We start from the raw sequence: 22883 nt of genomic DNA, 5'->3' as shown, positions 1-22883 counted from the left end.
TTTAATATTACAACTCAGAATTTAAATTTATTCATAGAATCCCTATAAAAGGAGAGTGGTGATAGAATTTTTAAAACTTAGGTATTGTTTTGTTTTAAAACTAATACAAAGGGGGAAATTTAAATGAAAAAGTTAACACGTTTTATTATTATGGGGTTACTAGCAATCACGCTAATTCCTACTCAAACAAGCGCAGCCTACATAGGATATGACACTTTGTCAATGACACCATTGATTTGGGACTCCTCTAAAACTTTTTATACTCCTAGTGGAACTGTTACAGCATGTGTAAGTGGAGTTGATAATTCTGCTAATACTTATACAATAGATGCTTACGAGGATGACGGTGTTGGTGCAGGTCTAACAAAATTAGGTGTTATTAGTGTTAATAGTAATCCTAATGGATGTGTTACTTTTCCAACAAAAGCAGTAGCTGATGGAGATAATGGTACAGCAGAAGTATGGCTTCGAATTGGAAATGTTCGATATTCTGATAGTTCAGTAAGATTGGAAGTTTATGTTAATTAAAAATGTTTTCGAAACCCCTTAAACGCTAAGGGGTTTTTGTTGTAACGATGTTCATTACTACCTATATTTTCATGTAGAACCCCTTCCTTTTGGATGGTTTTTGCTTGACTTTATGCCAATAACGCATTTTAAGGCGGTAGCCAACTCCGCCGACCCTGGATTCCCCATACTTATCTGCACGGGCTAGAACGGAGTTGATATCCTTAAAATAAGTTTTTTCTCGAATGTTAGCTTCGCATTTTCAAATTCAACATATTGTTTTTTATCAAGTGACTGATAAAACGAATCGGGATCTTTGAAAGTGGCAGCGGAATTATCCGGGTATTTTCTCCATGGTTCATCGTTTTGTGCTGCATGTACCATTTGAATATTGAGAGCCAAAAATGAAGTCATCATTACCCATAGAGTCAGTGAAACAATTCTCTTCATTCTAAAACCTCTTTTTTTTAATTAGTTTTCCAAATTGTGCAGAAAATTATTGACTCATGACCCTGGTAGTAGGATTGCGGTCGGATAAAGAAAGTCAATTGGCTAAAAAATAATGATTTTCTTGAGGGGTATACATCCTTTATTGGGACATCGCGCAAAGCATATACAAACATTTCTTGGGATACAGGTGAAGGTTCCCTGTTGATGAAAAATTACGCTTGTCAGTCATTTGTGATTTTAATAGTCTCGAATAATATTCATTGAAGTTACAAATACTAATTGTAAAATTACAGGAGTGAGCGCCATCTTAAAGAAAGTATGGACTTGTTTTTTCTTAATTTCTGTAATTATTCTTACAGGTTTTGTTAAAAAAGACCAAGATAAATGCCTTCATTGTAAAGAATGTTATGATACCGCTTGGGATGACGGGTATAGGACAGGTATGGGTACAGGAGCCGTTAATGAAAGGTATCGAATCACAAGAAGCTTTATTCTATTGAGAAAAACGGACGAAGAGCTTGTTCGCTTGATACCAACAAGCTATGTGGAATTAAAGGACGTTAGAGAGCAGCTCAAACTATATCATGGTTATTTCGAGTTTGAGGTAGAAAGATACACGCAAGCAAGAACACTCTTAAAAGAAGGTAAAACAAACGAAGAAATTGTTGAAAAAACACACTTAAGTTTCTATGAATTAGAACTGGTGAAACAACAACTTAAGCAAAATAATGGAAAATTTATATGGGAATTGAATGGAGTACAAAGATAGAGCAAAATCACCGACTTAGGAGTGAACATCATGAAGAAAATTTTATTAATTTTATTAATAGTATTATTCTGTGTTGGTAGCAATGCTTCTGCAGAAGTTACAGGTAAAGGAAAAGTAGTAGAAATAAAATACCAACTAACAAAAACATTTATGTACCAAATACTATCGAAACCATACTTATTACATATTGCGTCAGATTTTTACCATAAAAAATACAATGCGAAATCAATAGGATGGGGAGAGCTTGAATCAGAAAAAATTCGTATCTGGATACAAGAAGCTAAACCCACACCAGGTGAGGATAGCTATACCCACATTGTAAAATTATATCCCTTACGAAAAAATTATTATTAACGATAAAAAAGAAATAAAAACAGCTGATACGTATGTTTTTGCAATCAATGGAGATATGTTTTCACTTTGTTCTGAGTCAGGAAAAACGGAAAATCAAGTTAAGCTAATAAAACATTATCATAAGGAACAGCGTTAAAAAATAAGACCATCCCACATTGATGGTCTTATTTTTTAAGTTAACAGTGAATTGTTAACCAATAGTCGTCGACTTAGCCCTCTTACCGGTAAAATAATAAACTATAAATCCTAACACATTGAATAAAGCAAATATAATGATCCAGCCAATGTTCAATCGTTTATGATGATAGGCGTTGACCGTCGCCCAAATGGTGAACAAAGTTGCATAAATTGCTAACCCAGAAAACAAAATTATTGTCATTGGAGTACTGATATGTCTCGTTTCCATCTCAACATACCATTTCCCATCGCCATTTCCATACGGGAAGAAATCAGCCTGTAACCATTCAGGAGCCCAGACATTTCTTTCATATTGGTAGTCAGGCTTTGTTTTTTCTACATAACCGAATACAGAGTTAACTCCGACATTTTTTACATTGTATATTTTTACTTTTGAAATCTGGTCTGTACTGTCCGCTAATTTAACGATTTCATTCTTCATATCATTAGAAATCGTTTCTTTTCCTTGTAAAATATCGAATATTTCTGAAGCGACAACTGAGTTTTCGCTCGCATTTTCTTCTTCTGTTGTCCAAATGAACCCAAACACAGTTAAACTAAGAACAAGAACTGATACCGCTAAGTAAAGAACCCATTTTGCGAATGTCTTCTGTGCCTTAAATAATTGACCAACGATATAGCGCATTTCTTTTTCTCCGCCAAAACGGTCGATTGCTATTTCAATCGCCTCTTGTTCTGACTTACCTGCTGTTTTTAAATCATGCACAGCCTCTAACAGGTGACTTTTCATTTCCGCCTTTAATTCTTGGATTTCTTTTCGATTCCCGCCTACATTTTGATAAACAGCATCAACAAATGATTCAATTTGTTTCATTGATTTCTCCCCCCTTTAAAAATGAATCGATAATTTTTTTTATGAATATCCACTCCGAACGCTTTTCTTCATACCCTTCTTCGCCTAATCGTGTAATCTTATAATATTTTCTTCTTCCCCCAGGTCCCTGCTCATCGCCCCAGTAGGATTCGATCCATTTATTCTTTTCAAGCCGTTTTAGCGAAAGATACATTGTTCCTTCCTTTAATTCAAATTGTTCTTCGCTTTTTTCACGGACAAATTTTGCCAGCTCATAACCGTACATATCTCTGTTATTTAAAAGGGAAAGGATTAACGTATCGATATGCCCTTTTAAAACCTCTTTGTTAATTTCCAAATTCTGCACCTCCTGTTTGTACTATAATTCACATTACCTAATAATGCAAGGTATTCCTTGAAGAAAATTGGAAAAAATTAAAAAATGGTAAATGAGTATAAAAAAAAGCCATTAACTGGCGTTAGTTTACTTCTTAGCCATTTAATTTTACCGCGATCGCGTATCGCCATTTCGTTCATCTCCTTAATATCATCATACACGAACGAATGTTCTGTAAGTCAACAAAAAATAAAAAGATCTGATTTTTGAATGACACCTCAGCAAGGCAGCTATGTAAACAGTGTTGCTTTTTTGCTTATTACAAAAGAATGGCAATCATCAAGATTTTTAATTGAGGAAAAATAATAAAAAAGTATTTGAAGCGCTGCAATGGTGGTGAAAAATAATGAAAAAGGTATTCATATTACTCCTGGTCTTTACTGGAATTTTTCTTCCGGTTCAACTAACAAAGGCAAACGTCTTAATGAAATGGGAAGATGTTACATCTATGCAAATAAACCGTACTTCCGGAGGAACGCGTACTTTCAATGAAAATAATGGTATCGAATCGTTCGTCATCCAAAAAGTGATTGAATGGATGAACACAGCAAGCCCTGTAAAAGAAACAGCAGAATTAGATTATAAAAAAACTCCGATTGTCGTATTAAAAATAAAAATGAAAAACGGTGATGTTGCTATTGTAGAACCTGCTTATGACTGCAATCAACAAAATCGAACAAAGATATGTACTTTGGCGGACGCCGATGTCATCCTTACCCGAAATAATCAAAAGATTCGATTGAAATCAATTGAACTTTTTGATTGGCTTCTGACAGGTTGGAAACATGAAAGTACTGCGCCACCTCAAGATACGAAAGAGATGATGGTCAATGATATCTTAATGCTTTTATTAGGACCAGAAATAGATAAATCGGTAAGCGATTATTATTCTAAATATTTCACGGAAACTCCATTGGTGTATCCGTACCAAATTGACATCGTAAAGGTAGAAAGAATTGGTGGATTCCGTACCTTTCATTTTTTAATCATATTAGAAATTACACCAGTAGTTGGACCACATATTTCTGTTGGAAAAGACAGATTGACTTTTGAAATCGCTCCAACAATAATTCCTGGTCAAATTAAATTAAAGAAATTTGAACATCTTGAAACACATGAACTCCCTTCACATTGGCAAGACATAATAAAACAGAAAGCCCGGTAAATTTTCAAACCTCCAAAGTCATCGAAAATTTATATTTATTTTTTATCATTTTTTTGGCTCTATGTATCCGAGTTTTTACACACTGAATATTTATTTTTAGTTTTTCGCTTATCTCTTTATAAGTATGATCGTTAAAATATCTCAGAACAAAAGGATCCTTATAGTGACTAGGTAAAGAACTAACGACCTTTTGAAGGTGAAGATTTTCCCACCTTTCAATATCATTTGACTAACTCCAAACTTATTCATCCTTAACATAAAGTATACCAAAAATTGGAATCAATTCGCACTTCTATTCTTCAAATGGCAGCTCCCTTCTTAATTAAGCGAAAAAACACAAAATTTTCATATGCTTATCAGGCGCGCTACTTTTTAAAAATCCAATACAATAAAAACACCCCACCAATCACCATCGCTAAAGTCAAGAAAAGAATTAAACCTGGTACGCCTATATTTGATAACATATTTTCTGCCCCCCCATTACCTTTAATGATAGCCCATACCTTTAATAAAGGAATGAAGAAGTTTGAAAATTTCGTGTCATATGTTTATGTGCCGGAGACCTTGTTGACGAATTATCACCAGTTATAAATTTTTCTTAAATGGGAAAATTAAAATGAGGTGAAAAAATGAAGAGATCACTAACCATGTTTGCTATTTTAACTGTTTTCATAATATTTTTAACAGGAAACATAGCTAATGCTAAACCTCCAGAGCCAAAGGAAATTAAACCATATGCAGAAGACTGGTACGTCACTCCAGAAGATATCATTCGGGATATTGTATTTCCGGCTATTGATAAAAGAGTTACAAAAGATTATGGGAATATTAACTGGCAGCAACAGAGGATTCTGGGGTATTGTTTGTAACAACAATCATTCTTATGATATTTCCATAAGAATTCTAATTCCAAAAAACGATAGTCCATGGGAAAATACAGAGGATTTCGTTAAAGTAAGAGTATCTCCATCCTGTGACAGTCCCAAAATTGGATGCAGCCATGGTTATAATGTGGAAGTATTAGAGTATAAGCATGCGTCAAGATAACCTGCAATGTTCAAAAATGGGAAGAGCTTACTCTTCCCATTTTTATGATTAATTTTCCTTAGGCGCATAAGTAACTATAACGTGATATCCCGTGGTAGGTTCTATATCAAACGTAAAATCTAATATAAAACCGCGGAAGCGCTGCACCAATTTCACAAAGGGTGCATGCACTTAGTTATTTCGTTTGGCTTTAACCTTTTTCTTTTGAAATCAATAGCCCGCCACTCTATGGTTTTTTCATTACTAAAAGTGATTGTCACCAAATCATTGGGAGGACCGTGAGCACCTTCAAATGTTGGTACCTGCACGGTGACATTAAATAAGTAAGTGCCTATTGGCAGCTTCTTAATTTGGGTTATTTTACCACAATAATTTTGTTTAACTTCACCATATTGCTTCTTCAATTCCTGTTGAATTGAGGGATAAAGCAAAATAAAAATCAAGTCATCACGCAACTGTATATCATTTTTGGTTACGGCTTCAGCTTGGACGGGAGAATAAGAGAAAAGAGTCAAGAAGGCTATCCATATTAAAAGGCTTTTTTTCATAGAAATCCTCGCTTATAAGCTTTTTCTTAATTTGCCCAAGTAGAGAGAAAATTAGCAAAGTAACGAGTTGCCGGGTATCCCACTCACTGTGCATGCAATAATGTCTGCGCCCCTTCATTTCGATGAAATCTCAATATTACGATTGAACCCTTCGGACCATAGTACGAAGGGTTTTTTCCATTAAATCAAATAAAAGGAGATTTAATTGAATAGAAAAAATAATAAGATGAGGTGTGATAATGAGAAAATTATTTATTAATGCATGGGAGAAAGATTTCGAATTTCTTGATTTCAAACCAAATTCCATTTTTTTGATGAATACTCTTAACGAAAAAGAATATTTGGATTTAATACATCGATTTAATAATTGTGACATTTATGATATTTCTCATATTAACGCCGTGTATCCAAGCTTAGAGAAAATCAAAGGTGTTATTAATTTACATGGAGAATTTTTTTGTACAGCTGATCAATATCTTCTTAATGAACATCCAGGGATCGATTATTTGTTGTGTTCCGACAGCCAAATGAACGATCCTCTACTACAACAAAAAATATATCTATGCAAACCAAAAAGGATAATCATATCAACAAAAAGTCGTGGAAACTGTGTAATTGAAAAAAAACATGATATATATCATGTTTGGATGGGAAAAGTTTTCGTGGATTAATTATTACAATTTGACTGTCTATCCTGCACCTGTGCCTACCATTAATCACTGTATTCCCATCTACTTTGATGGGTTCGATATCGGTATATGAACCCAATTGACGGATGTCGCTATATAACTTTGATGGGTCAGGATAGCCATTTTTGTTTGAAAAATTAGCTAATTCCTCATATAACTCCGGATATTTATCCGGAAATTCATAAACACTGGTTTGCTCAATTTCACTGTCTGAAATGCGCTGAAGAAGCCATTTTCTTGCAACCCAACTATTTTTAATTCCTATACAATAATTACAACCATTTTCTTCTTGGAAAATATCCCCGATCAGCATGCAGTCCTGTTTGTTTTTCTTCCTGCATCGTGAAGGTATCTCATTACTGAAAGGGTTATTTAAACTTTTTGCTGGCATTATAACTCGTTTGCTCATTGAATTTTCTCCTCTAGGAAAGATACTTGTTTATTTTTTTGCAAAATAAAGAAAAATGAATAAGTTATCCAAAGTTGTCTCCATATAAATGCTTCTTTATACAGATCCACTATTAAATAATCATCTCCTGGATTAATTCAGCACTGATACGGTGAGTAGTTTGCTGAAAGACAAGAACCAAGTGACGCCCGATTTCTCTGCCATTCTATTAAAAGGGCTGTAATATTATTGGAGTAAAATTACAATTGTTATGCCCTTTTATGGGTTGCACTCAATTCCAATATTGTCTTTATAAAATTACTTAAGTAAATACATTAATACGAGCGTTCGGTGAATCATTTCAATGAAACTGTTATTCTTGCTAAAGTAATTTTACTAGAGTATTTACTCCTATGCCGAACCGTCTTTTAACATTCCTATCCCCCTGCCGAACCAATCTTTCCTTGAGGCGTAATATTTTAATATCAACGGTTGGAAAAGCCTTGATATATAAGGGTCAAGCCTTTTTTTCGTTCAAAATTTGTTCGGCAAAGGGATAGTTGAGGGATCCCTCAACTATCCCTCCACCGAACCAATAAAATCATTATAAAGCCAGAACCTATCCGTTTGCCGAACTTTTTAGCGTGTTTGAATAAAAATAAGTGGCTGTTTTAGTATTTTAATAATTTTACGGTAATAAAATTATCCAAATCTATAACTTGACGGTGAAGCATAAATAATTATCCAATAAAAAAACCCACTAATGTGGGTTAAATAAATCACTCAGAAATATGAAAAATTGTGGTATGCTTCATCCAATGAAATGTACCATCATAGACATAGGTTTTACCAATGAATGGCAGACTGTTTAGCGGCTTTATCTATAATAAGGATATAATCCTTTTTTAACATTGTCCAATGAAATATCAACCCTACCACTGACCGGTGCACATCCTTCTGCATATAACGTGTATTCAAAAGAGTATCCTGGTAAAAGATCTATGTTCGAAGTCTCCATTAATACTTTATCCTTAATTCTAACGGCTGAGTCCATGGTACATACCGATAAAAAGGTTTCAGGATGAATCACATCATTTGCTCCGCCAGTGAACATAAAACCATTAGCTTCGCGGTCTTGGTTGTTTATGGAGAGGGATATTATTTACCAATAGGTGACATCAAGAATGGTAAATATTATAGAACAGCAAACTTGAATTCTTTTTCTAATGTAATTTACTCTTAAGGTTTATCTAGGACTTATCTCCTGCTTTTAATTCGCATCTCACCATACAATATTACCAATTTTGTAAATATTTGTTGAAACATACGTAGATATGTGAAAAAATGTAATAGCCGGCAAAAAATGTAACATATTTACAATTTATTAGTCATATTTAAAGCAAATATTGCAGTACACCATAAACTATATTTTAGCTTTAATCAATCATAGGAGGTTTATAATGAATAAAAATAGAAACTTAGCAGTGACTTTTATTCTTTCATTGGGTATATTATTTTCGTCTGAACCTATTGTTCAAGCTTCAAGTATTAACAATGTTGAACTTGAAACAGAGATATCAGCTGTAGAAGGTACAAGAGATATCTCTTTATTATGGAAGATGAACGGGAAAAAGTTCAAAATTTATCGAGATCAAAAATTGATTTTTGAAGGAACGGGTAATAGTTTTAAAGATTTAAATCTGAATCCGGATCAAATTTACAGTTATCGACTAGGTGCATATAACGAACAAGACCAATTGGTGGAAATTTCAAATTTAAAAACTTCAACATTATCTGAGGAAGCACAACCATCGGATGCCAAACAAACTACAAAAAATATAATAGAAGCAAATGTTGGTACTAATTATGTTAATTTAACTTGGAACAAGGTTGAAGATAAAGATGGCATTTATGAAATCTATAGAGATCAGAAATTAATCGCAACGACATCAAAGCTTAGTTACAGAGATAAGACTGTTGAGCCGGATACCTCTTATACATACGAAATTGTTGCGAAAACAGATGTAACCGAACAAAAGAAACAGGAATTAAGTGAAGCTGCTAATAAGAAGGGTTTAGTGCTTACACAAAAAGAGAAAGAAGAACTCTTTGAACAACAACAATCTTTTATTAGAATTCTACATACAAATAAAGAACAGAGTGAAAAAGAACTTAAATCAAAAGATATACCTAAAATAAAAGCAATTTCAACTAATGGTGATAAAAAAGAAATAAATTCATTATTGGCAACATATGATTCTACATATTTTTTTAGGTATACAACATTTATACCTGAAAAAACTGTTCCAAACCCATTAAGACCGGGTACTTATCTCCATGGTGATTACAGAGGATTTAATGAATTTTCAAATAAATACCGAACAAGAGCTGATGTTTATGCTGGTTGGCTTTGGGGAGGTAACGATATCGATCTTGATCGGTCTGTTGGTGAAAGTATACTTTATGATGACGCAGCAGGGACACAAGTTGTTGATAGAGGCACAGCAAGTGCAGATGGCATCAGGTTAACTAGGGATTTGCAAACCAGTTCTAAACTTATGTGGAGAATTAATCATGATGTCGGTGCTCCATTTGGTGCTATTTATCCAAATATAAATTATTATTATGAAGGAACTCAATATAGTAATGGGAGTTTTAGTGTGAGAGGATCTCATGATAAAGCACCAAATCATGAATTTTATTGGGCTGTTGCATATACCGATCTACCTGGAAAAACTATTTTTCAACATACAGGAGGATCATATTTTAATTTAATTCCTGGCGCACCACAAACTTATTTTGAAGTATCAATGTAAAATTAATGTGATATTGAGAGCCATGGTGTTATGGCTCTTTTGTGTTTCAATAAAAAAAGTTTGTGTGTTATTACATGTAGGGTGGTATAAAATTATGAAAAAAGAAATTAAAAAAAAACTTATAGTAAGTTTAGTAACTAGTCTAAATTTCGGTTTTTTGTTTATAATCGCTAATCCAACTAGTACTCAAACAACTGTTGACAACTTGGCTCAGGTTACCTTTAATGCTTTAATATTGACGTTATTAGTTTCACTTATATATGTATTCCCAATTATTTCAATAATTGGACTCCCTTTATCAATTACTATAGATCATCTTGTCCGAAACTGGGTTTATAAAAATGCGTTTTCATTGATTTTGCACATAATTACTGGAATTTTTGTGACGATAACTCTTTTCTATATATTATCTGGGTTTCCCAGATTGGATGATTTATTTGTAGTAGAGGGCTATTTAAAGTATATTTTTGTTTTTGTGTATCCAAGTGTATCTTTCTGGATAATAAACTACTTAACTTTCGATAGGGGAACGCGCTGATGAAATCCGTAAATTTGCGGAACAATATCCTATTCAGCATAGCAATTTATTAGATTGACTGAATCCATGCAAAAAGAGGGATAGTGAGTCCATTGATTCGAAGGTGTTTGCCACTATTAAAATATCTTCAAAGAAGGACCGTGCGGTATGCCCGGTTTTTCTTAAGGTCCGGATGGAAAGACTTTGGAGCAATTATTGTTCAGGCACAATTTAAATAAAAATCATCAACCTAGCAATAATGAGTGTTTTCAACAAGATCTGTTTAAAGCCCTCTCGAGTATTATAGGATCCTGAAATGAAATCGTCATACAAAGTAAAGAGGAACCATCCTTGGCTCCTCTTTTTTAATTGCTCAGCTCTTTTAATGGTAAGTGTTCTTCAAGCACTTTAAAAGTTGCTTTGATACTTCTTAAAAGACCAATCATGACCTTCTTGATTTCATTTGAAGTTGTGTATTCACCTACACCTAAATAGACTACTCCTTCTGACTTTGAGACTCCAGAATCTATGCGGTATGGTGGGTGATTGTGCGCAATGTCGTTCCTCATACGGACTCCAAATTGAAAGTCATCAGAGTATTTTACTTTATTTAAGTCTTTGTATAGAGGGCGGTTTATTTCTTTTAGTTTAAAAATTGCATTGTTGAAACTTATTTGGTCTCTTGGGTCGTCATCATTGATTTCAAAGTCAAACAGTTTAAACAACAAATGACCAATAGTTTCATATACGGTAAAAGATTGTAAAAAGAACACGTCTACAAAATAAGTAAAGTTATAAAAATTACTGTAATGTTTTTCCTCAAAGTGAGGGTAATATTGAACTGATTGTCCTTGTTTACCTGGTGACATGAACCATTCATCATCTGGAATACCCTTGTAATAGTAAAACATTGCATAACCGAAATTGCGGTCTACTGAAAGCAATCTATTTTCTAAAATTGTTTCCCAATGTTGTGTGTCCCAATTATCTAAGTTTAGTATATGATCGTCTTCTTTTTGAAACATTCCTTTTGGAAGTTTAAAGTCTTTCAAAGGGCTTTCTTTTGTAGTTTCTCTAAGGTCAACCTCCGTAATGACTTCAAAAGGGTTAATATGTATATCCATGAAACCACCTCACTTAATCTTCAACTCGATCGAGTAGGAGGCTAATCATTAATTGATTAGCCGACCTCTCACACCACCGTACGTACGGTTCCGTATACGGCGGTTCAACCTTTTAAGTATCGTGACTCATACAGTTGGGAGATGTCTTTTAACCCCCACTTTGTGAGTCTTTCTTTTGTTATTGCTTGATGAAGAATTTCACTTTTTGAAATATGCCAATATCCCTTTCGGGAATTGGTTAATTTCATGGCATCGTCGTGATTAATTCCGTATTTGCGAAGCATCCTGTATTTGGTTTTAATCTTTTTCCATCTCTTCCAGATAAGTTGTCTGAGTCTGTGATTTAACCATTTTTGAATATCTATAATGAATCTTTTCATTCGCGATATCCCATAATAGTTAATCCATCCGACAGTTACTTGGTTTATTTCTTTGGTAATTTCTTCGAATTTCCCCGGACGTTTCCGACTGGTCAACTTTTTTAGTTTAGTTTTAAACCGTTGTTTTGCCGACCTGCTAGGCCGGCACCCGACTTTCCCATGAGGTTTTGTATATTGAACCCCAGGAATGTTGCCGAGGTTGCTCCACATACTTTACTTTTCTTTTGGTTGATAATTAACCCCAGGTCTTTTTCGATATAGCTTGTGATGCTATCCATAACCCTTTCACCAGCTCGCTTGCTTTTAACAAAGATGACGAAGTCATCCGCATATCTAATGAAACGATGTCCTCTTCTTTCCAGCTCTCTATCCATTTTGTTTAGATAGACATTTGCTAAAATGGGAGATAATGGTCCTCCTTGCGGAGCCCCCTCTGTTGTTTCAATAAAGATATCCTTATCAAGAATGCCTGAACGGAGGAATTTCCAAATTAGTTTAAGCACAGTTTTATCTGAGATGAATTCTTCTAGATATGCTCTAACTCTTTGGTGGTGGATTGTGTCAAAATAGCTTTTCAAGTCACAGTCCACTACTACTCTGTAACCTTCTTGGTAATACTGTTCGGCAAGATTAATTGCATGGTGGGCATTTATTCCCTTACGAAAACCAAAGCTCTTCTCGGAAAAGTATGGGTCAATAATTGGTTCAATCACTTGGAGAATGGCTTGTTGTACGACTCTATCCAATACGCATGGTATTCCTAGATATCTTTTGGAACCATCTGGTTTTGGGATAGCAACTCTTCTTACAGGTTGGGGCTGGTAAGTTCCATCCATGAGCTTCTGTTTTAGAGGTTGAAAATACTTTTCCATGTGTGATTTCAGTTGGAATACTGTAATCCCATCAATCCCGGGAGCTCCTTTGTTACTTTTCACTTTTTCGTATGCCTTCCAAAGGTTCTCATCTTCTATAACTTTATTGATTAAATCGATACCATCTTGTTCTTTCATATCCATGTTGGCATCCCTACGCACTCCTATGTACCTTTTGGTTTCCAACCTATCTCTTCATAGGCAGCCATCTTTTGGTCTTTACCTCGATGTTTTCTGCGATTAGGCGGTGATGCCTACACCTCCTTGTTTTCCAAGATTTAAGATTGTTCAGTCCTTCATTTCCAGCGGAAACTACTATGACTTCGGCTGACTTCTCACGATAAATCTTGTTTCAACCGAGCTATTTTGCTCGTCCGTGAGACCTCCCCGGGTAAGAGTTATAACCTTCATCCCATGTAACTGCTGTATCTACTGTATGGAACTTGGGCAGTGTCGGACTTTGTTTTGTTTGGGAAACTCGTCCATTCCAATTCAGCCTTATATACAGTTTCTGTCCGTCAGTTCGGGATTTTGCTTCCGGCTTCCTTCAGATTCCACCTCGCGGTGGACACCCTTGCCATTAGCTAACAGTTCCTACTGCCAAGTCTGTAGTGGACTTTCACCACCAAGTTATAGCCCATGCCGGGCGCACCAAAAAAACGGGTTAATCATTGTTGATAAACCCGCTTTTCAGGTATTCTTCTCCATCTTTTTATATCTTTGGATTTAGTTTTAATGAAATATAATTCTGACTGCCAACGAATACATAAGCGCCCAGATTCCAGTCATAGGGTGATGTACTACCGACAATTAATAAAATGGGTTCTGGACAATTGTAGGCTTTATTTTTTGCAATTCTTTTCATTTCTACGATGTCATGAATACTGGGAATAGGAGCGCCACCCGGATGATAGTGCCACTCCCCTAAATAAAAATCTCCCTGCGTCTCCCAGACTTCATCCAACAATTGCTGCAGTCCTTTTATCCCTCTGTGGAACCATGTCCTTCCATTCTTTGAGTCCACGGGCGCTCCAGTTACAATTGTTACTTGAGCTTTTTTAAGGTCAGAAGAATATTTGCCAATCACTATACCGCCTGTTTCTTTTGGATGGGCATCCTTACATATATTATAAATTGCACTAATTATTTCTTCCTTAATTTCGATACCAAAAGAATTCTCTTCATTTAAGTATAATAAATCACTCATTGTATTCCTCCCGGTAAACAAGAGAGACTCCTGCGAATAAATCTCCATCCCACTTTTGTTCATAGACCAATAGAGTTGGCTTATTCACTACCGAAATAATAGCTTGTTCAATGGATTTAAATGCTGTGGACACCATTAGCCAAACATCATCAGCTCTTGCTGGGAATACAGGGTGCCAGCAGCCTATCCCCTCCCGAGGAAATTCAATATGTGATGTTTCGCTTTGTTCCTTCAACAACCACGGTTGCATTAAACGGACAAATGCAGAATGATTAAATTGATGACCTTTGGAATAAAAAACAAACAACCGTTTTGCCCCATATCCTAGAGAAATCGATAAAAATGTTTTTTGCTTTTCAAATTGATATTGTTTCAAATAAAACAGGGTTTCATCTTCACCAGTACAATCCAAAATAACATCAAAATATTTTGGATCATTCGATTCAACCATAGGGGGGAATCTTTCCCGAATCCCCCTTGCCCTACTCTGCGGCGAAATTTGATTTAATCGTTTCGTCAAGCTATCAACTTTGTACTTAAGGACATCCTTTAATGTTAATGTATGACGAACAGTATTGCCAGCCTGGAGAATATCATTGTCCATTATGGTTAATTCCTTTTGCCCGCTGCGTACGAACAGTTCAGAAATCATCGAACCAACTGCACCAGCACCTAACTGGAGTATGGACGAATTTATGGTATCTGGATTAAGCCTGCCTCTGTTGAACAACTCATTCTCGTGCCAATTCTCCGAATTAAGCCAGTCTATATTTTTATGAAGCCTAAATACCCTTTTCGTATCCCGAAACCAATTATATGTTTCAACATCCCGAAAGCCGTGCGCGTTTTTTGTCACACGACTTAGCTTAGGCAATAAAATGGGTTGCCAATAGATGAGTTTAGGGCTGCCTTCTACTTTCTCGGGAATGGGAAAACCAATCAACAATATATGGGATTTACCATCGCGCAATGTTGAGGCAATCTTTTTTACGATCTTCAATAAATGAATTCCCTGCTCTTTACATGCATCATTCAACTCACCCCATGTCATTGGCGCTTGCCATGGTAAAATAATTGGTATTTCTTTTAGCAGAATCCAAGCACCACGCAATGTTTCTGATTCAGATTTAGGATTAGAAATAGCTTCACCCCAACCAGGCTCGAAAATAACTTCTCCCTCAATTGTGGTAAATTTCGTTGGCATCATAACAAAAGGCGCTTCCTTTTGGTAAAGCAATAATTCCGCCAGCCCATATGTTTTATTACTTTTCTGCCACTTTAAAAAAGATTCATTACTTTCGCTAAAAGCAATTGTATCTAAAGTATCGTTAAAGTCCGGCAATTCAAACGGATCCCCTGGAGTTCTCAGATTCCCTATATCTGCGTCTTGCACCCACCTCAATGCTCTTTCAAAGTGCCATAATAATCGATATTCAGGATCAAATGGTTCGTTATCTATTCCTAAGTTCTTAAATTTTCTGTAACTGGTGTCCAAACATAGATTTCCATTACTCCACGGAAGTTCTTCATTCCCTTCACCATTATAATTCTGATGAGGAAATGTTCCTTTTAACCCATTAATTTTATCGGGTAAGAATTTAATAATTCCCCAGGGATAACCCTCTTCAATTTGAACGTACCAATTGGTAGATACAGGCACTAAACCATTCGATTGAAGCATTGGCGAAAGTTTGCAAAGAAGGACCCATTTTCGAATCAATGGGTCCCATTTTAAATCTTCTATTATTTCAACAGCATCCAATTCTTCAACCATTCTCCTCGCAAGCAGCAATTCTGGTTTAGGTCTTTTTTGCTGTGTATTATGCAAACCTGTTTCCCCCGATTGTCGTTTTTTCAGTCCGTTTTGTAAATCCGGATTGTCCATTGTTATTTTCTGTTTTTGGTTTTGGAGGTTCTGGAAACATACTTCCAAATAAAATCCTCCATGCAGTGGCGCTATCGTAAACCGTTTCTGCATCCAATGCTTCGCGGGCAATTTTGGCAGCTTCTTTCACTCTATCATAAAAAGCCTCATAATCTTCATCTGTCAATCTATCAAATACATCATGTTCAGGGACTCCATGGTCCGGCATTACCGGTTTTGTTGGATGATTATCAACAATTGCTTCAAGTGTTAATGTAACGCCTTCTGCCACCGAATCAATGCTGTCTGGACAACATTGACCAATCAAATGCTCAAAAGGATAACTTTTTGGATGACTCCCTTCCGGATCATCCACACGCCGCCACCATTTTAATGCCTTTACGACGTTGACATAATGCTTATTGCATTTTTTGTTTTTGTCCCATGTCCATTTAATTTGCGCCAACGGGTCGGTCGGTTCCCATATTTCCGCATCCCTATTTGGAATGAACAATGGTTCTGTTTTCCATTCTGCTTCGTTTGCCGCTTTTTCGAAAAACCTATATGATTCTAAAAGGACATCGTTTGAGAAAGCGGTAGACTTTTGCAAAGTCCAATCCATCAAATCATCGATTGTGTAGTCGGTTGTGATACTATCATCTTCTAATAGTTCCTTTTGACTTTCAGACGGTGCAGATGTTACAACTAAATCCAAATCAACATAACTCAGTTCAATTCCAAGTGACCTTCCTTGGATGCGGTATTTATCCTTATAATGTTTGTCCAAAAAAGGAATGAAGAGATCGTGGGCTTGTTCTGGAGTATACTCATCTTTATCAAGATTTGTCACCACCACGACATCCACATCTGACCGTTTGCCGCTTTTTGGGCGGACCGCAGTTGCCCGGCGGTAGCTACCTTGTAGGAAGGTACTCACAATAATTTTAGAAAGGTCTTCATCCTCGTTTAATCGGTCGCGCAATGTTTGGTGACCTGTGATTAAATCGTCTACTTGATTGTCTGTTAAACGAATTTCGGCAAGAAAGTCATTAAAATATGTTGGTAATTTCCCCATTTGTTTCCCCCTATTGATTATTGTTTTTTTACAGGCGGCAGCGATATGGATGGTTCATATTTGCCAGGTTGCGCACTATCAAAATCATACTCATATAATGTGCATGGTCCAAACGATCTTGCAAATTGACCAATGAAGAAGAGAAGTGCACCAGGAACAGCCGGAAAAATATGCAGATGCCCCAATTTTTCTTGAAAGGGTCTTTGATTTATAAAGGAAGCAATTTTATCAGCCAAAACCCAAGCATGACTTCCGTTTTGGATTACAGCCCCTCCAGGACCTCCCTCTATTGTGCAATTTATGACCCTGCGAATTGGAAAGTTTACCTTATTGAGATAATAGTTCACTTCATCAATCGTTTTATGACGCACGCCAAGTGTAATAACAAGATCATTTGCATCTGGATTCCTGATATACTCCTCATATTCCCAGCCAGGATAATCTTCGTATTTTACATTATTATCGGGTTTCCATACATGGCGTCCATTGAACTTTTGTACGGGAGCAATATCGACTCCAGATTTGGAATCCAAAAAATAGCCTGCAGCAAAAGATATAGAATAATGAGCATCCAAATGGATATGGTATGGAACACTTTCGTGGGTGGAAGAAGCGATAAATTCTTTTATTTTATAAACAATAGGTCCATTCCAGTCAGTCATATCTTTAATGTTCCGGTCCTCAAAATGCTCCAGTAAACATAGCATTTCCTTTGTTTCCTGCTCCATATTTCCGGTGCCCCGTGCAAAGCTTCGGATTCCAATTGGAACAGCATCTGGACTATTCTCAACTTTTCCCTTCCATAAACCTTCTCTTTTGCAAATTTCAATCAGTTTTTCCTTGGTAAACTCATTATTTCCTTTGGTTAGTAACCCTTTGATTAAGTCGATATATGGTTTTACTATTTTACCAGGGTCAACAGGCTTTAACCCTGCTGCATTTAAATGCATATTCAGGCGCTCATTCATCTGCTTCATATTATCAGGGTAGTGAATTATTCTCAGTGGTCTTAAAACAACTTCGAGCTCCTCGTCTGTTTTTAGACCCAGGTGTTCCTTCATGGCTTTACGAATTTTGCCTGTCCTGCTTCTTTCTCCTCCTTGGGATAATTTATCCCAGCGGATTTCCCCGCCATCTGTACTTAATATTTTAGCAAGCTCATCATCCGGATGTACTTGCCAAGTTGATATTAAATAAAAACGACGTCCTTTTCCATCGGGAGCGAAACGCTTCTGCGCTTGATGAACTTTCTGTAAAAACGATTCAGATGTAGCATTAATGAACTTAGGATCCAATAAATCATCCCATTTAATTGAACCGCCTTGTGTGACATGATATTTTATTTGATAGTAATCGGCATTAACGAATTCACCATATTCATCTAATATCGGCGTATCATAAAACAACACCACATCATCCAGAGACCTAATCTGCTTATATTCATATGCAATTTTGTCTACATGTTCATCTTCAATAAAAAGTTTGCAGGCATTAATCCAAAATATATAGGCTTGATAATCGTCACCTTTAATCCTGGAACTAACAGCATTACTCAAAAAAATCACCTTAAATTCGATATTATTTCCAATAATTATACTAAATTGGTCAAAAAAGGTCAATTTTTTGCTTTTTTCTAGACATTTTTCGATTATCCTCAAACATTAAAGAAAACGCCTTGCTCCTTTTTTGGATTACAAATTGATGCAAATACAAAAAATAAAATACAGGCAGATATAGATGTTAATAATTGATTTACAATCAACAGAGCTACCACAATAAAAAAATATGTGCAAATAACCAACACATTTTTTGGGGAATAATTAAAGCGTTTATCAACGATTGCTGCAATTATTGCTAATATTAAAAATAAATTCATTACAATTGATATGTGGCTGAAAAATAAAGCATTTAGTCCAAATAATGGTTGTAAGCCAACAAACGTAAAATAAATAATAGATAAAAAAGCACACGTTGTAATAAAAATGGGCTGAAAAATAAGCTCGATAATACGAATAGTAAAACTGATGGAACCTGAAAAAGTCCCGCGGTTAAAAATAGGACTGATTTCATCAAGTACTTGCTTTAAAACGTTAATCTCTTTTTTTATCTCACAAATACTTTCTTTAGCATTATCTCCTTTATACAATACTCCCTCCAACTTATCGCAAATTTCTTTTTTTATTAGTGGAATTGAATTCGTATAATCATCCAATAATGTTTCTCTTGATTCTTTCCCTTCATGATAAAGCAGTAGGGTTTTATAAAGTAAGCTATACTGATTTAATAAAGCTAACGTTTCAGCTTTTTCTTCTTCATGAAGTTTTTCCTTTCGCGCGGCAACTTGTTTATAAAGCCAAGTAAATAACAAAACCAATAAAATTAAAACGAATATTGTTATCGGTGTAAGCCCCAATTCTTCTAACCCTTTAATCACAAATTGAATAATTTCTCCCAAACCCTTTCATCCCCTTTATTTTTTACCTTACATTAAATCTTCACCTGTCTTGTCCTACGCGTTATTCCCTACATTTTTTACGTATTGATAATAACCCCATTTCATAATTACGTTTATAACGTAATTGCAATTTAAAACTAATATAATATGCCCCTATAATTTAGTCAATACATTTTTCCGTATTGAACGTAAAAAATAGATTATGTTACACTGATAGCGTAGGAGGAATGATAATGAAACTGGGAGAACGATTAAAAACATTCCGAAAAAATGCCGGATATACACTTGCTCAATTAAAAGACTTATCAGGATTATCTGTTTCATATTTATCCGATCTAGAACGGGGAAGAACAAACCCATCGGTAAAAACCCTTCATACACTGGCATCCATTTACAAAACTTCTGTATCAGCACTTACGGAAGGAATCGAAGGATATGGCGCTACTGATAGTAATGAAGAATTTATTCCGAAAAGTTTGCTTGCTTTAAAGGGTGACCCTGATATTGGGTTTATGGTAACAGATGAGGATTTACAATCCCTTAGCCGCATCTCATTAAGAGGAAAACAGCCACAAACAACGAAAGAATGGAGACAAATATTTCTATATTTAAAAGCGATGCTGCCTTCAGGAGATGAATAGATGGATATCTCAAAAGAATTGTGTGAACGGATGGAGCACCTTATACAAAAGACAATTAAAGCATCGAACTTGCGTGATCGATTTTCACCTGAAGAAGTGGCTGAAAAATTAGGATTAACCATTCGAAACGGCAGTCTGCACCAGATTGATGGGTTTTTTCACGATGACAGCAAAGTCATTGTGATAAATTCAGAAGTCAAACTGGAGCGGAGAAAACGTTTTACATTGTTTCATGAAATATGCCATTTTTTACTTCGGAATGATGAGGAGTTTTTTTCGGATATAAATGATTTATACGATGATGATGAAGAGTTCAGAAAAGCAGAAGAACGGCTTTGTGATATTGGGGCTGCTGAATTTTTAATGCCTAAAGAAAAAGTTTCTTCTCTTATTTCTGAATATGGCTTATCTATCAGTTTATTGTTTGAACTTGAAAAGCAATTCCATGTGTCAAAACAAAGTGCGATGTGGAGAATGGCAGAATGTGCTAATCATCCTTGTATTTTAGCGATTTACCTGCCGGAATACGAAACATCAAAAATTATAAATATAAAGGTTGAATGTGCTTGGAATTCGAATCAAACACGGTACAAACTGAAAAAAACTGCTATAATTCCGGGAGATCATCCGATATGGAAATCATACGATTCTCCAAGTGATGTCTTTTCTGTTAAGAGTTCATTTATTCAATTTTATACAGGTAAACAAATGAGCGCACATGTTGAGGGTGTGTGGGTTAATGGACGAGCATACGTGATTTTTCATTTATAATCTAACAGAAAACAATGATTTGTTCTTTGATATACATCAGTGTAATCAGAGCAAAACTATATATCGGCTAAGAAAAAACAGGTATATCTTCGTAGATATACCTTTATTTTTGGTGTTAGTTCGCTTATTTCTTTTTGTTTTGCTAAATCATTAAAAATTGCCGATTTCGTTCATTCGGTTTCCCTTCCTCTTGAATCGGAACTTTCCGCTGCATCAGTTTTTTTAATACTTTAAGACCTTCTTCCCGGTCGCTGCTGCTGTAAACATGAATTTGTTTTTTCTTTGTTTTGATTTCCAGTCTTTGAAAGCCGCCGCTTTTCCCCCATATCATCCTGACGTGTTCTGGCTGCATGATCTCCTCGTTCATCTTTTCTTTCATCAATAAGAATTCTTCATCAATAATGTCAAGCGATTTCCATAGGATATCCCAGGGCGGGATACCGTCAAATTTTACTTTTACATAACAATCATTAATGCTGCTTAAAGTGGTGGTTTCACCAGTTAATCCCTTTTTTAATAATGGATGATACTTTGTTAAATCATCTTTCAGTTTTACTTTAATGTTCATAATGCTCACTCCTCATAAATTTAGTTGAGAAGGTATATTAGAACAATTAGAGTGCAATGATTTCTTTTTTAAAGTATAGCTCAATATAATAAAAAGGGTAAAAATAGGAAGATAATTTTACCAGGGTATTGTTATTTAAAGGTTCGCTGCTTCTGGCAACTAACTTATGGATGTTTTGGTTGGTACAACGATTTAATGGTTTGGCGAAAAAATACCTCAACCATTATTTGAGTTGGTTTCAATTCTTATATTCAAGTGGAAATAGATCCGATTCTAACTTAGCCAAAAAAATGATAGTTGAAAGTTGCTTATTTCCAATAAAGGAAACTTATGCTTCACTCAGAACGTATAAGTATTCGATTGGAAAATAATGTTGGAGTGATTAGATGTATTGGAAACTAAGGATTCCTCTATTTTTGTTTGTTTTAGGGATAATTTCTGGTCTTGTTCAGAAATATCCAGAAGTCTTTCTTACAAACACCTCGTATTTCATAAGAAGCGCAGTCTTTATCGGTCTAATTGGAATTATTTTTTTATCTTTGAAAAGACAAAAATTAATGAAAACAAGATTCATTTTACAATCGGCATTGGTTTAATTTTCTTAGGTGTTATGATTGATTATTTGATGGTTTATGATTAGAACTTTCACAACGAATCTGTCTGTGAAAGTTCTGTATCTAAAATCAAAAATATAGGGGGAATTTGTGAGTAAAGGTTAACAGGAACTAAAGATGTTGTTACATGGGGAGATAGAGTTGTTGTATACTAAATAGTATATTGATATGTAAAGAGGTTAAAATGTGCAAAGAATAGTCGAATATATTATTTATTTTTTAATAACTTTCCTTTTTCTTTTATTTCTAATAGCATTTTTGGTCAATTTATTAAAACTTGATCAGCTCAATACTACAATATTATGTTCATCGATCATCTGTTCAGTTATTATAGTATCTGCTAAATGGATTATAAATAAAACGAATAGTAATTAAAGAACAAAGACGTGGATATTCCTCCACGTCTTCTTCATCCTTTGGGTCTTTTATGTCAATTTTCATCGACATTCCCTACGTCCGTTTGGTCAACTATCCATTTTTTTATTTCATTTATGGAATGAAATATTCTAACACAGTTTCCGGTTCTTCTTTTTTCTATTAGAAAAAACATCGAATCCAATAAATTGGCTTTTAGATAAAAATCTTGTTCTTTATTTCGTATTCGATATAAAAACATATGAATTCGATGACATTCAAAACCGGCTGAGCGAACATGGTCTCCCAAAAAATGCATT

General features: G+C 35.2%; 26 protein-coding genes and 1 pseudogene. 11 read left to right on the top strand and 16 right to left on the bottom strand.

Annotated features, from left to right (window positions below):
- Positions 1 to 123 precede the first annotated feature (123 nt).
- A complete protein-coding gene (locus ACZ5AE_RS07180; RefSeq protein WP_464570805.1) occupies positions 124 to 528 on the top strand; it encodes a hypothetical protein in 405 nt (134 codons plus the stop codon).
- A 183-nt stretch (positions 529 to 711) separates the two neighbouring features.
- Here ACZ5AE_RS07180 and ACZ5AE_RS07175 read toward each other — a convergent pair whose 3' ends face one another.
- Positions 712 to 957, bottom strand: a complete 246-nt coding sequence (locus ACZ5AE_RS07175) for a hypothetical protein (protein WP_464570803.1) — start codon at positions 955 to 957, stop codon at positions 712 to 714.
- A 295-nt stretch (positions 958 to 1252) separates the two neighbouring features.
- Here ACZ5AE_RS07175 and ACZ5AE_RS07170 point away from each other — a divergent pair, with 295 nt between their 5' ends.
- Both ACZ5AE_RS07170 and ACZ5AE_RS07165 read left to right on the top strand, forming a co-directional pair.
- Positions 1253 to 1726 (top strand): hypothetical protein, encoded by a 474-nt coding sequence (locus ACZ5AE_RS07170; protein ID WP_464570801.1) that lies wholly within the window; start codon positions 1253 to 1255, stop codon positions 1724 to 1726.
- A gap of 30 nt (positions 1727 to 1756) precedes the next feature.
- A complete protein-coding gene (locus tag ACZ5AE_RS07165) occupies positions 1757 to 2080 on the top strand; it encodes a hypothetical protein (RefSeq protein ID WP_464570799.1) in 324 nt (107 codons plus the stop codon).
- Between the two features lie 190 nt (positions 2081 to 2270).
- Here the strand turns inward: ACZ5AE_RS07165 and ACZ5AE_RS07160 are convergent, their stop codons facing one another.
- Both ACZ5AE_RS07160 and ACZ5AE_RS07155 read right to left on the bottom strand, forming a co-directional pair.
- On the bottom strand, positions 2271 to 3092 hold the full coding sequence (locus ACZ5AE_RS07160) for a permease prefix domain 1-containing protein (RefSeq protein ID WP_464570797.1): 822 nt from the start codon (positions 3090 to 3092) through the stop codon (positions 2271 to 2273).
- Positions 3079 to 3429 (bottom strand): PadR family transcriptional regulator, encoded by a 351-nt coding sequence (locus ACZ5AE_RS07155; RefSeq protein WP_464570795.1) that lies wholly within the window; start codon positions 3427 to 3429, stop codon positions 3079 to 3081. The genes ACZ5AE_RS07160 and ACZ5AE_RS07155 overlap by 14 nt, the downstream gene beginning before the upstream one ends.
- A gap of 385 nt (positions 3430 to 3814) precedes the next feature.
- Here ACZ5AE_RS07155 and ACZ5AE_RS07150 point away from each other — a divergent pair, with 385 nt between their 5' ends.
- On the top strand, positions 3815 to 4633 hold the full coding sequence (locus ACZ5AE_RS07150) for a DUF3888 domain-containing protein (RefSeq protein ID WP_464570793.1): 819 nt from the start codon (positions 3815 to 3817) through the stop codon (positions 4631 to 4633).
- Between the two features lie 4 nt (positions 4634 to 4637).
- Here the strand turns inward: ACZ5AE_RS07150 and ACZ5AE_RS07145 are convergent, their stop codons facing one another.
- The gene (locus tag ACZ5AE_RS07145) at positions 4638 to 4853 is read right to left on the bottom strand and encodes an RNA polymerase sigma factor (RefSeq protein WP_464573568.1); all 216 of its coding nucleotides are present in this window, start codon (positions 4851 to 4853) and stop codon (positions 4638 to 4640) included.
- Between the two features lie 53 nt (positions 4854 to 4906).
- On the opposite strand from ACZ5AE_RS07145, the gene ACZ5AE_RS07140 reads away from it, so the two are divergent.
- Both ACZ5AE_RS07140 and ACZ5AE_RS07135 read left to right on the top strand, forming a co-directional pair.
- Complete coding sequence (locus tag ACZ5AE_RS07140; protein WP_464570791.1) at positions 4907 to 5224, top strand: hypothetical protein; 318 nt, start codon at positions 4907 to 4909, stop codon at positions 5222 to 5224.
- A gap of 38 nt (positions 5225 to 5262) precedes the next feature.
- On the top strand, positions 5263 to 5502 hold the full coding sequence (locus ACZ5AE_RS07135) for a hypothetical protein (protein ID WP_464570789.1): 240 nt from the start codon (positions 5263 to 5265) through the stop codon (positions 5500 to 5502).
- A 330-nt stretch (positions 5503 to 5832) separates the two neighbouring features.
- On the opposite strand, the gene ACZ5AE_RS07130 is transcribed toward ACZ5AE_RS07135, so the two are convergent.
- From ACZ5AE_RS07130 to ACZ5AE_RS07120, 3 genes are all read right to left on the bottom strand, one after another.
- Entirely contained in the window at positions 5833 to 6228 is a 396-nt protein-coding gene (locus ACZ5AE_RS07130) for a DUF3888 domain-containing protein (RefSeq protein ID WP_464570787.1), read from the bottom strand.
- Positions 6229 to 6810: 582 nt separating this feature from the next.
- Positions 6811 to 7326, bottom strand: a complete 516-nt coding sequence (locus ACZ5AE_RS07125) for a ParB N-terminal domain-containing protein (RefSeq protein WP_464570785.1) — start codon at positions 7324 to 7326, stop codon at positions 6811 to 6813.
- An 856-nt stretch (positions 7327 to 8182) separates the two neighbouring features.
- Positions 8183 to 8395, bottom strand: a complete 213-nt coding sequence (locus tag ACZ5AE_RS07120; RefSeq protein ID WP_464570783.1) for a hypothetical protein — start codon at positions 8393 to 8395, stop codon at positions 8183 to 8185.
- Between the two features lie 370 nt (positions 8396 to 8765).
- On the opposite strand from ACZ5AE_RS07120, the gene ACZ5AE_RS07115 reads away from it, so the two are divergent.
- Together ACZ5AE_RS07115 and ACZ5AE_RS07110 are read left to right on the top strand one after the other, a co-directional pair.
- Positions 8766 to 10121: a hypothetical protein gene (locus tag ACZ5AE_RS07115; RefSeq protein ID WP_464570781.1), complete on the top strand. Its 1356-nt coding sequence runs from the start codon at positions 8766 to 8768 to the stop codon at positions 10119 to 10121.
- Between the two features lie 94 nt (positions 10122 to 10215).
- Entirely contained in the window at positions 10216 to 10659 is a 444-nt protein-coding gene (locus ACZ5AE_RS07110; RefSeq protein WP_464570779.1) for a hypothetical protein, read from the top strand.
- A gap of 344 nt (positions 10660 to 11003) precedes the next feature.
- On the opposite strand, the gene ACZ5AE_RS07105 is transcribed toward ACZ5AE_RS07110, so the two are convergent.
- The 8 genes from ACZ5AE_RS07105 to ACZ5AE_RS07070 all read right to left on the bottom strand — a co-directional run bounded on the left by ACZ5AE_RS07105 (position 11004) and on the right by ACZ5AE_RS07070 (position 19615).
- Positions 11004 to 11762 (bottom strand): Cthe_2314 family HEPN domain-containing protein, encoded by a 759-nt coding sequence (locus ACZ5AE_RS07105; RefSeq protein WP_464570777.1) that lies wholly within the window; start codon positions 11760 to 11762, stop codon positions 11004 to 11006.
- 104 nt (positions 11763 to 11866) lie between these two features.
- Positions 11867 to 12352 (bottom strand): group II intron maturase-specific domain-containing protein, encoded by a 486-nt coding sequence (locus ACZ5AE_RS07100; RefSeq protein WP_464570775.1) that lies wholly within the window; start codon positions 12350 to 12352, stop codon positions 11867 to 11869.
- Positions 12244 to 13158 (bottom strand): group II intron reverse transcriptase/maturase, encoded by a 915-nt coding sequence (ltrA, locus tag ACZ5AE_RS07095; protein WP_464570773.1) that lies wholly within the window; start codon positions 13156 to 13158, stop codon positions 12244 to 12246. Before ltrA ends, ACZ5AE_RS07100 begins: the two co-directional genes overlap by 109 nt.
- A gap of 568 nt (positions 13159 to 13726) precedes the next feature.
- Positions 13727 to 14221, bottom strand: a complete 495-nt coding sequence (locus ACZ5AE_RS07090; protein WP_464570771.1) for a Mov34/MPN/PAD-1 family protein — start codon at positions 14219 to 14221, stop codon at positions 13727 to 13729.
- Positions 14214 to 15995: a ThiF family adenylyltransferase gene (locus ACZ5AE_RS07085; protein ID WP_464570769.1), complete on the bottom strand. Its 1782-nt coding sequence runs from the start codon at positions 15993 to 15995 to the stop codon at positions 14214 to 14216. The genes ACZ5AE_RS07090 and ACZ5AE_RS07085 overlap by 8 nt, the downstream gene beginning before the upstream one ends.
- Before the next feature lie 46 nt (positions 15996 to 16041).
- Positions 16042 to 17160: an SMODS domain-containing nucleotidyltransferase gene (locus ACZ5AE_RS07080; protein ID WP_464570767.1), complete on the bottom strand. Its 1119-nt coding sequence runs from the start codon at positions 17158 to 17160 to the stop codon at positions 16042 to 16044.
- A 17-nt stretch (positions 17161 to 17177) separates the two neighbouring features.
- Positions 17178 to 18716 carry an SAVED domain-containing protein gene (locus ACZ5AE_RS07075; RefSeq protein ID WP_464570765.1) on the bottom strand — a complete coding sequence of 513 codons (1539 nt, stop codon included), beginning with the start codon at positions 18714 to 18716 and terminating at the stop codon, positions 17178 to 17180.
- 98 nt (positions 18717 to 18814) lie between these two features.
- On the bottom strand, positions 18815 to 19615 hold the full coding sequence (locus tag ACZ5AE_RS07070) for a hypothetical protein (RefSeq protein WP_464570763.1): 801 nt from the start codon (positions 19613 to 19615) through the stop codon (positions 18815 to 18817).
- A 233-nt stretch (positions 19616 to 19848) separates the two neighbouring features.
- Here ACZ5AE_RS07070 and ACZ5AE_RS07065 point away from each other — a divergent pair, with 233 nt between their 5' ends.
- Both ACZ5AE_RS07065 and ACZ5AE_RS07060 read left to right on the top strand, forming a co-directional pair.
- The gene (locus ACZ5AE_RS07065) at positions 19849 to 20256 is read left to right on the top strand and encodes a helix-turn-helix domain-containing protein (protein ID WP_464570761.1); all 408 of its coding nucleotides are present in this window, start codon (positions 19849 to 19851) and stop codon (positions 20254 to 20256) included.
- Complete coding sequence (locus ACZ5AE_RS07060) at positions 20257 to 21027, top strand: ImmA/IrrE family metallo-endopeptidase (protein ID WP_464570759.1); 771 nt, start codon at positions 20257 to 20259, stop codon at positions 21025 to 21027.
- 142 nt (positions 21028 to 21169) lie between these two features.
- On the opposite strand, the gene ACZ5AE_RS07055 is transcribed toward ACZ5AE_RS07060, so the two are convergent.
- Positions 21170 to 21595 (bottom strand): hypothetical protein, encoded by a 426-nt coding sequence (locus ACZ5AE_RS07055; protein WP_464570757.1) that lies wholly within the window; start codon positions 21593 to 21595, stop codon positions 21170 to 21172.
- Between the two features lie 182 nt (positions 21596 to 21777).
- Here ACZ5AE_RS07055 and ACZ5AE_RS07050 point away from each other — a divergent pair.
- Positions 21778 to 21966, top strand: a pseudogene (locus ACZ5AE_RS07050) (IS1595 family transposase); the annotation flags it as partial.
- Positions 21967 to 22883: the final 917 nt, after the last annotated feature.

The sequence above is a fragment of the Neobacillus sp. S1227 genome, from assembly GCF_055385255.1.
The sequence above is the reverse complement of the archived record's forward strand: the minus strand, read 5'-3'. Positions and strand labels throughout refer to the sequence as shown.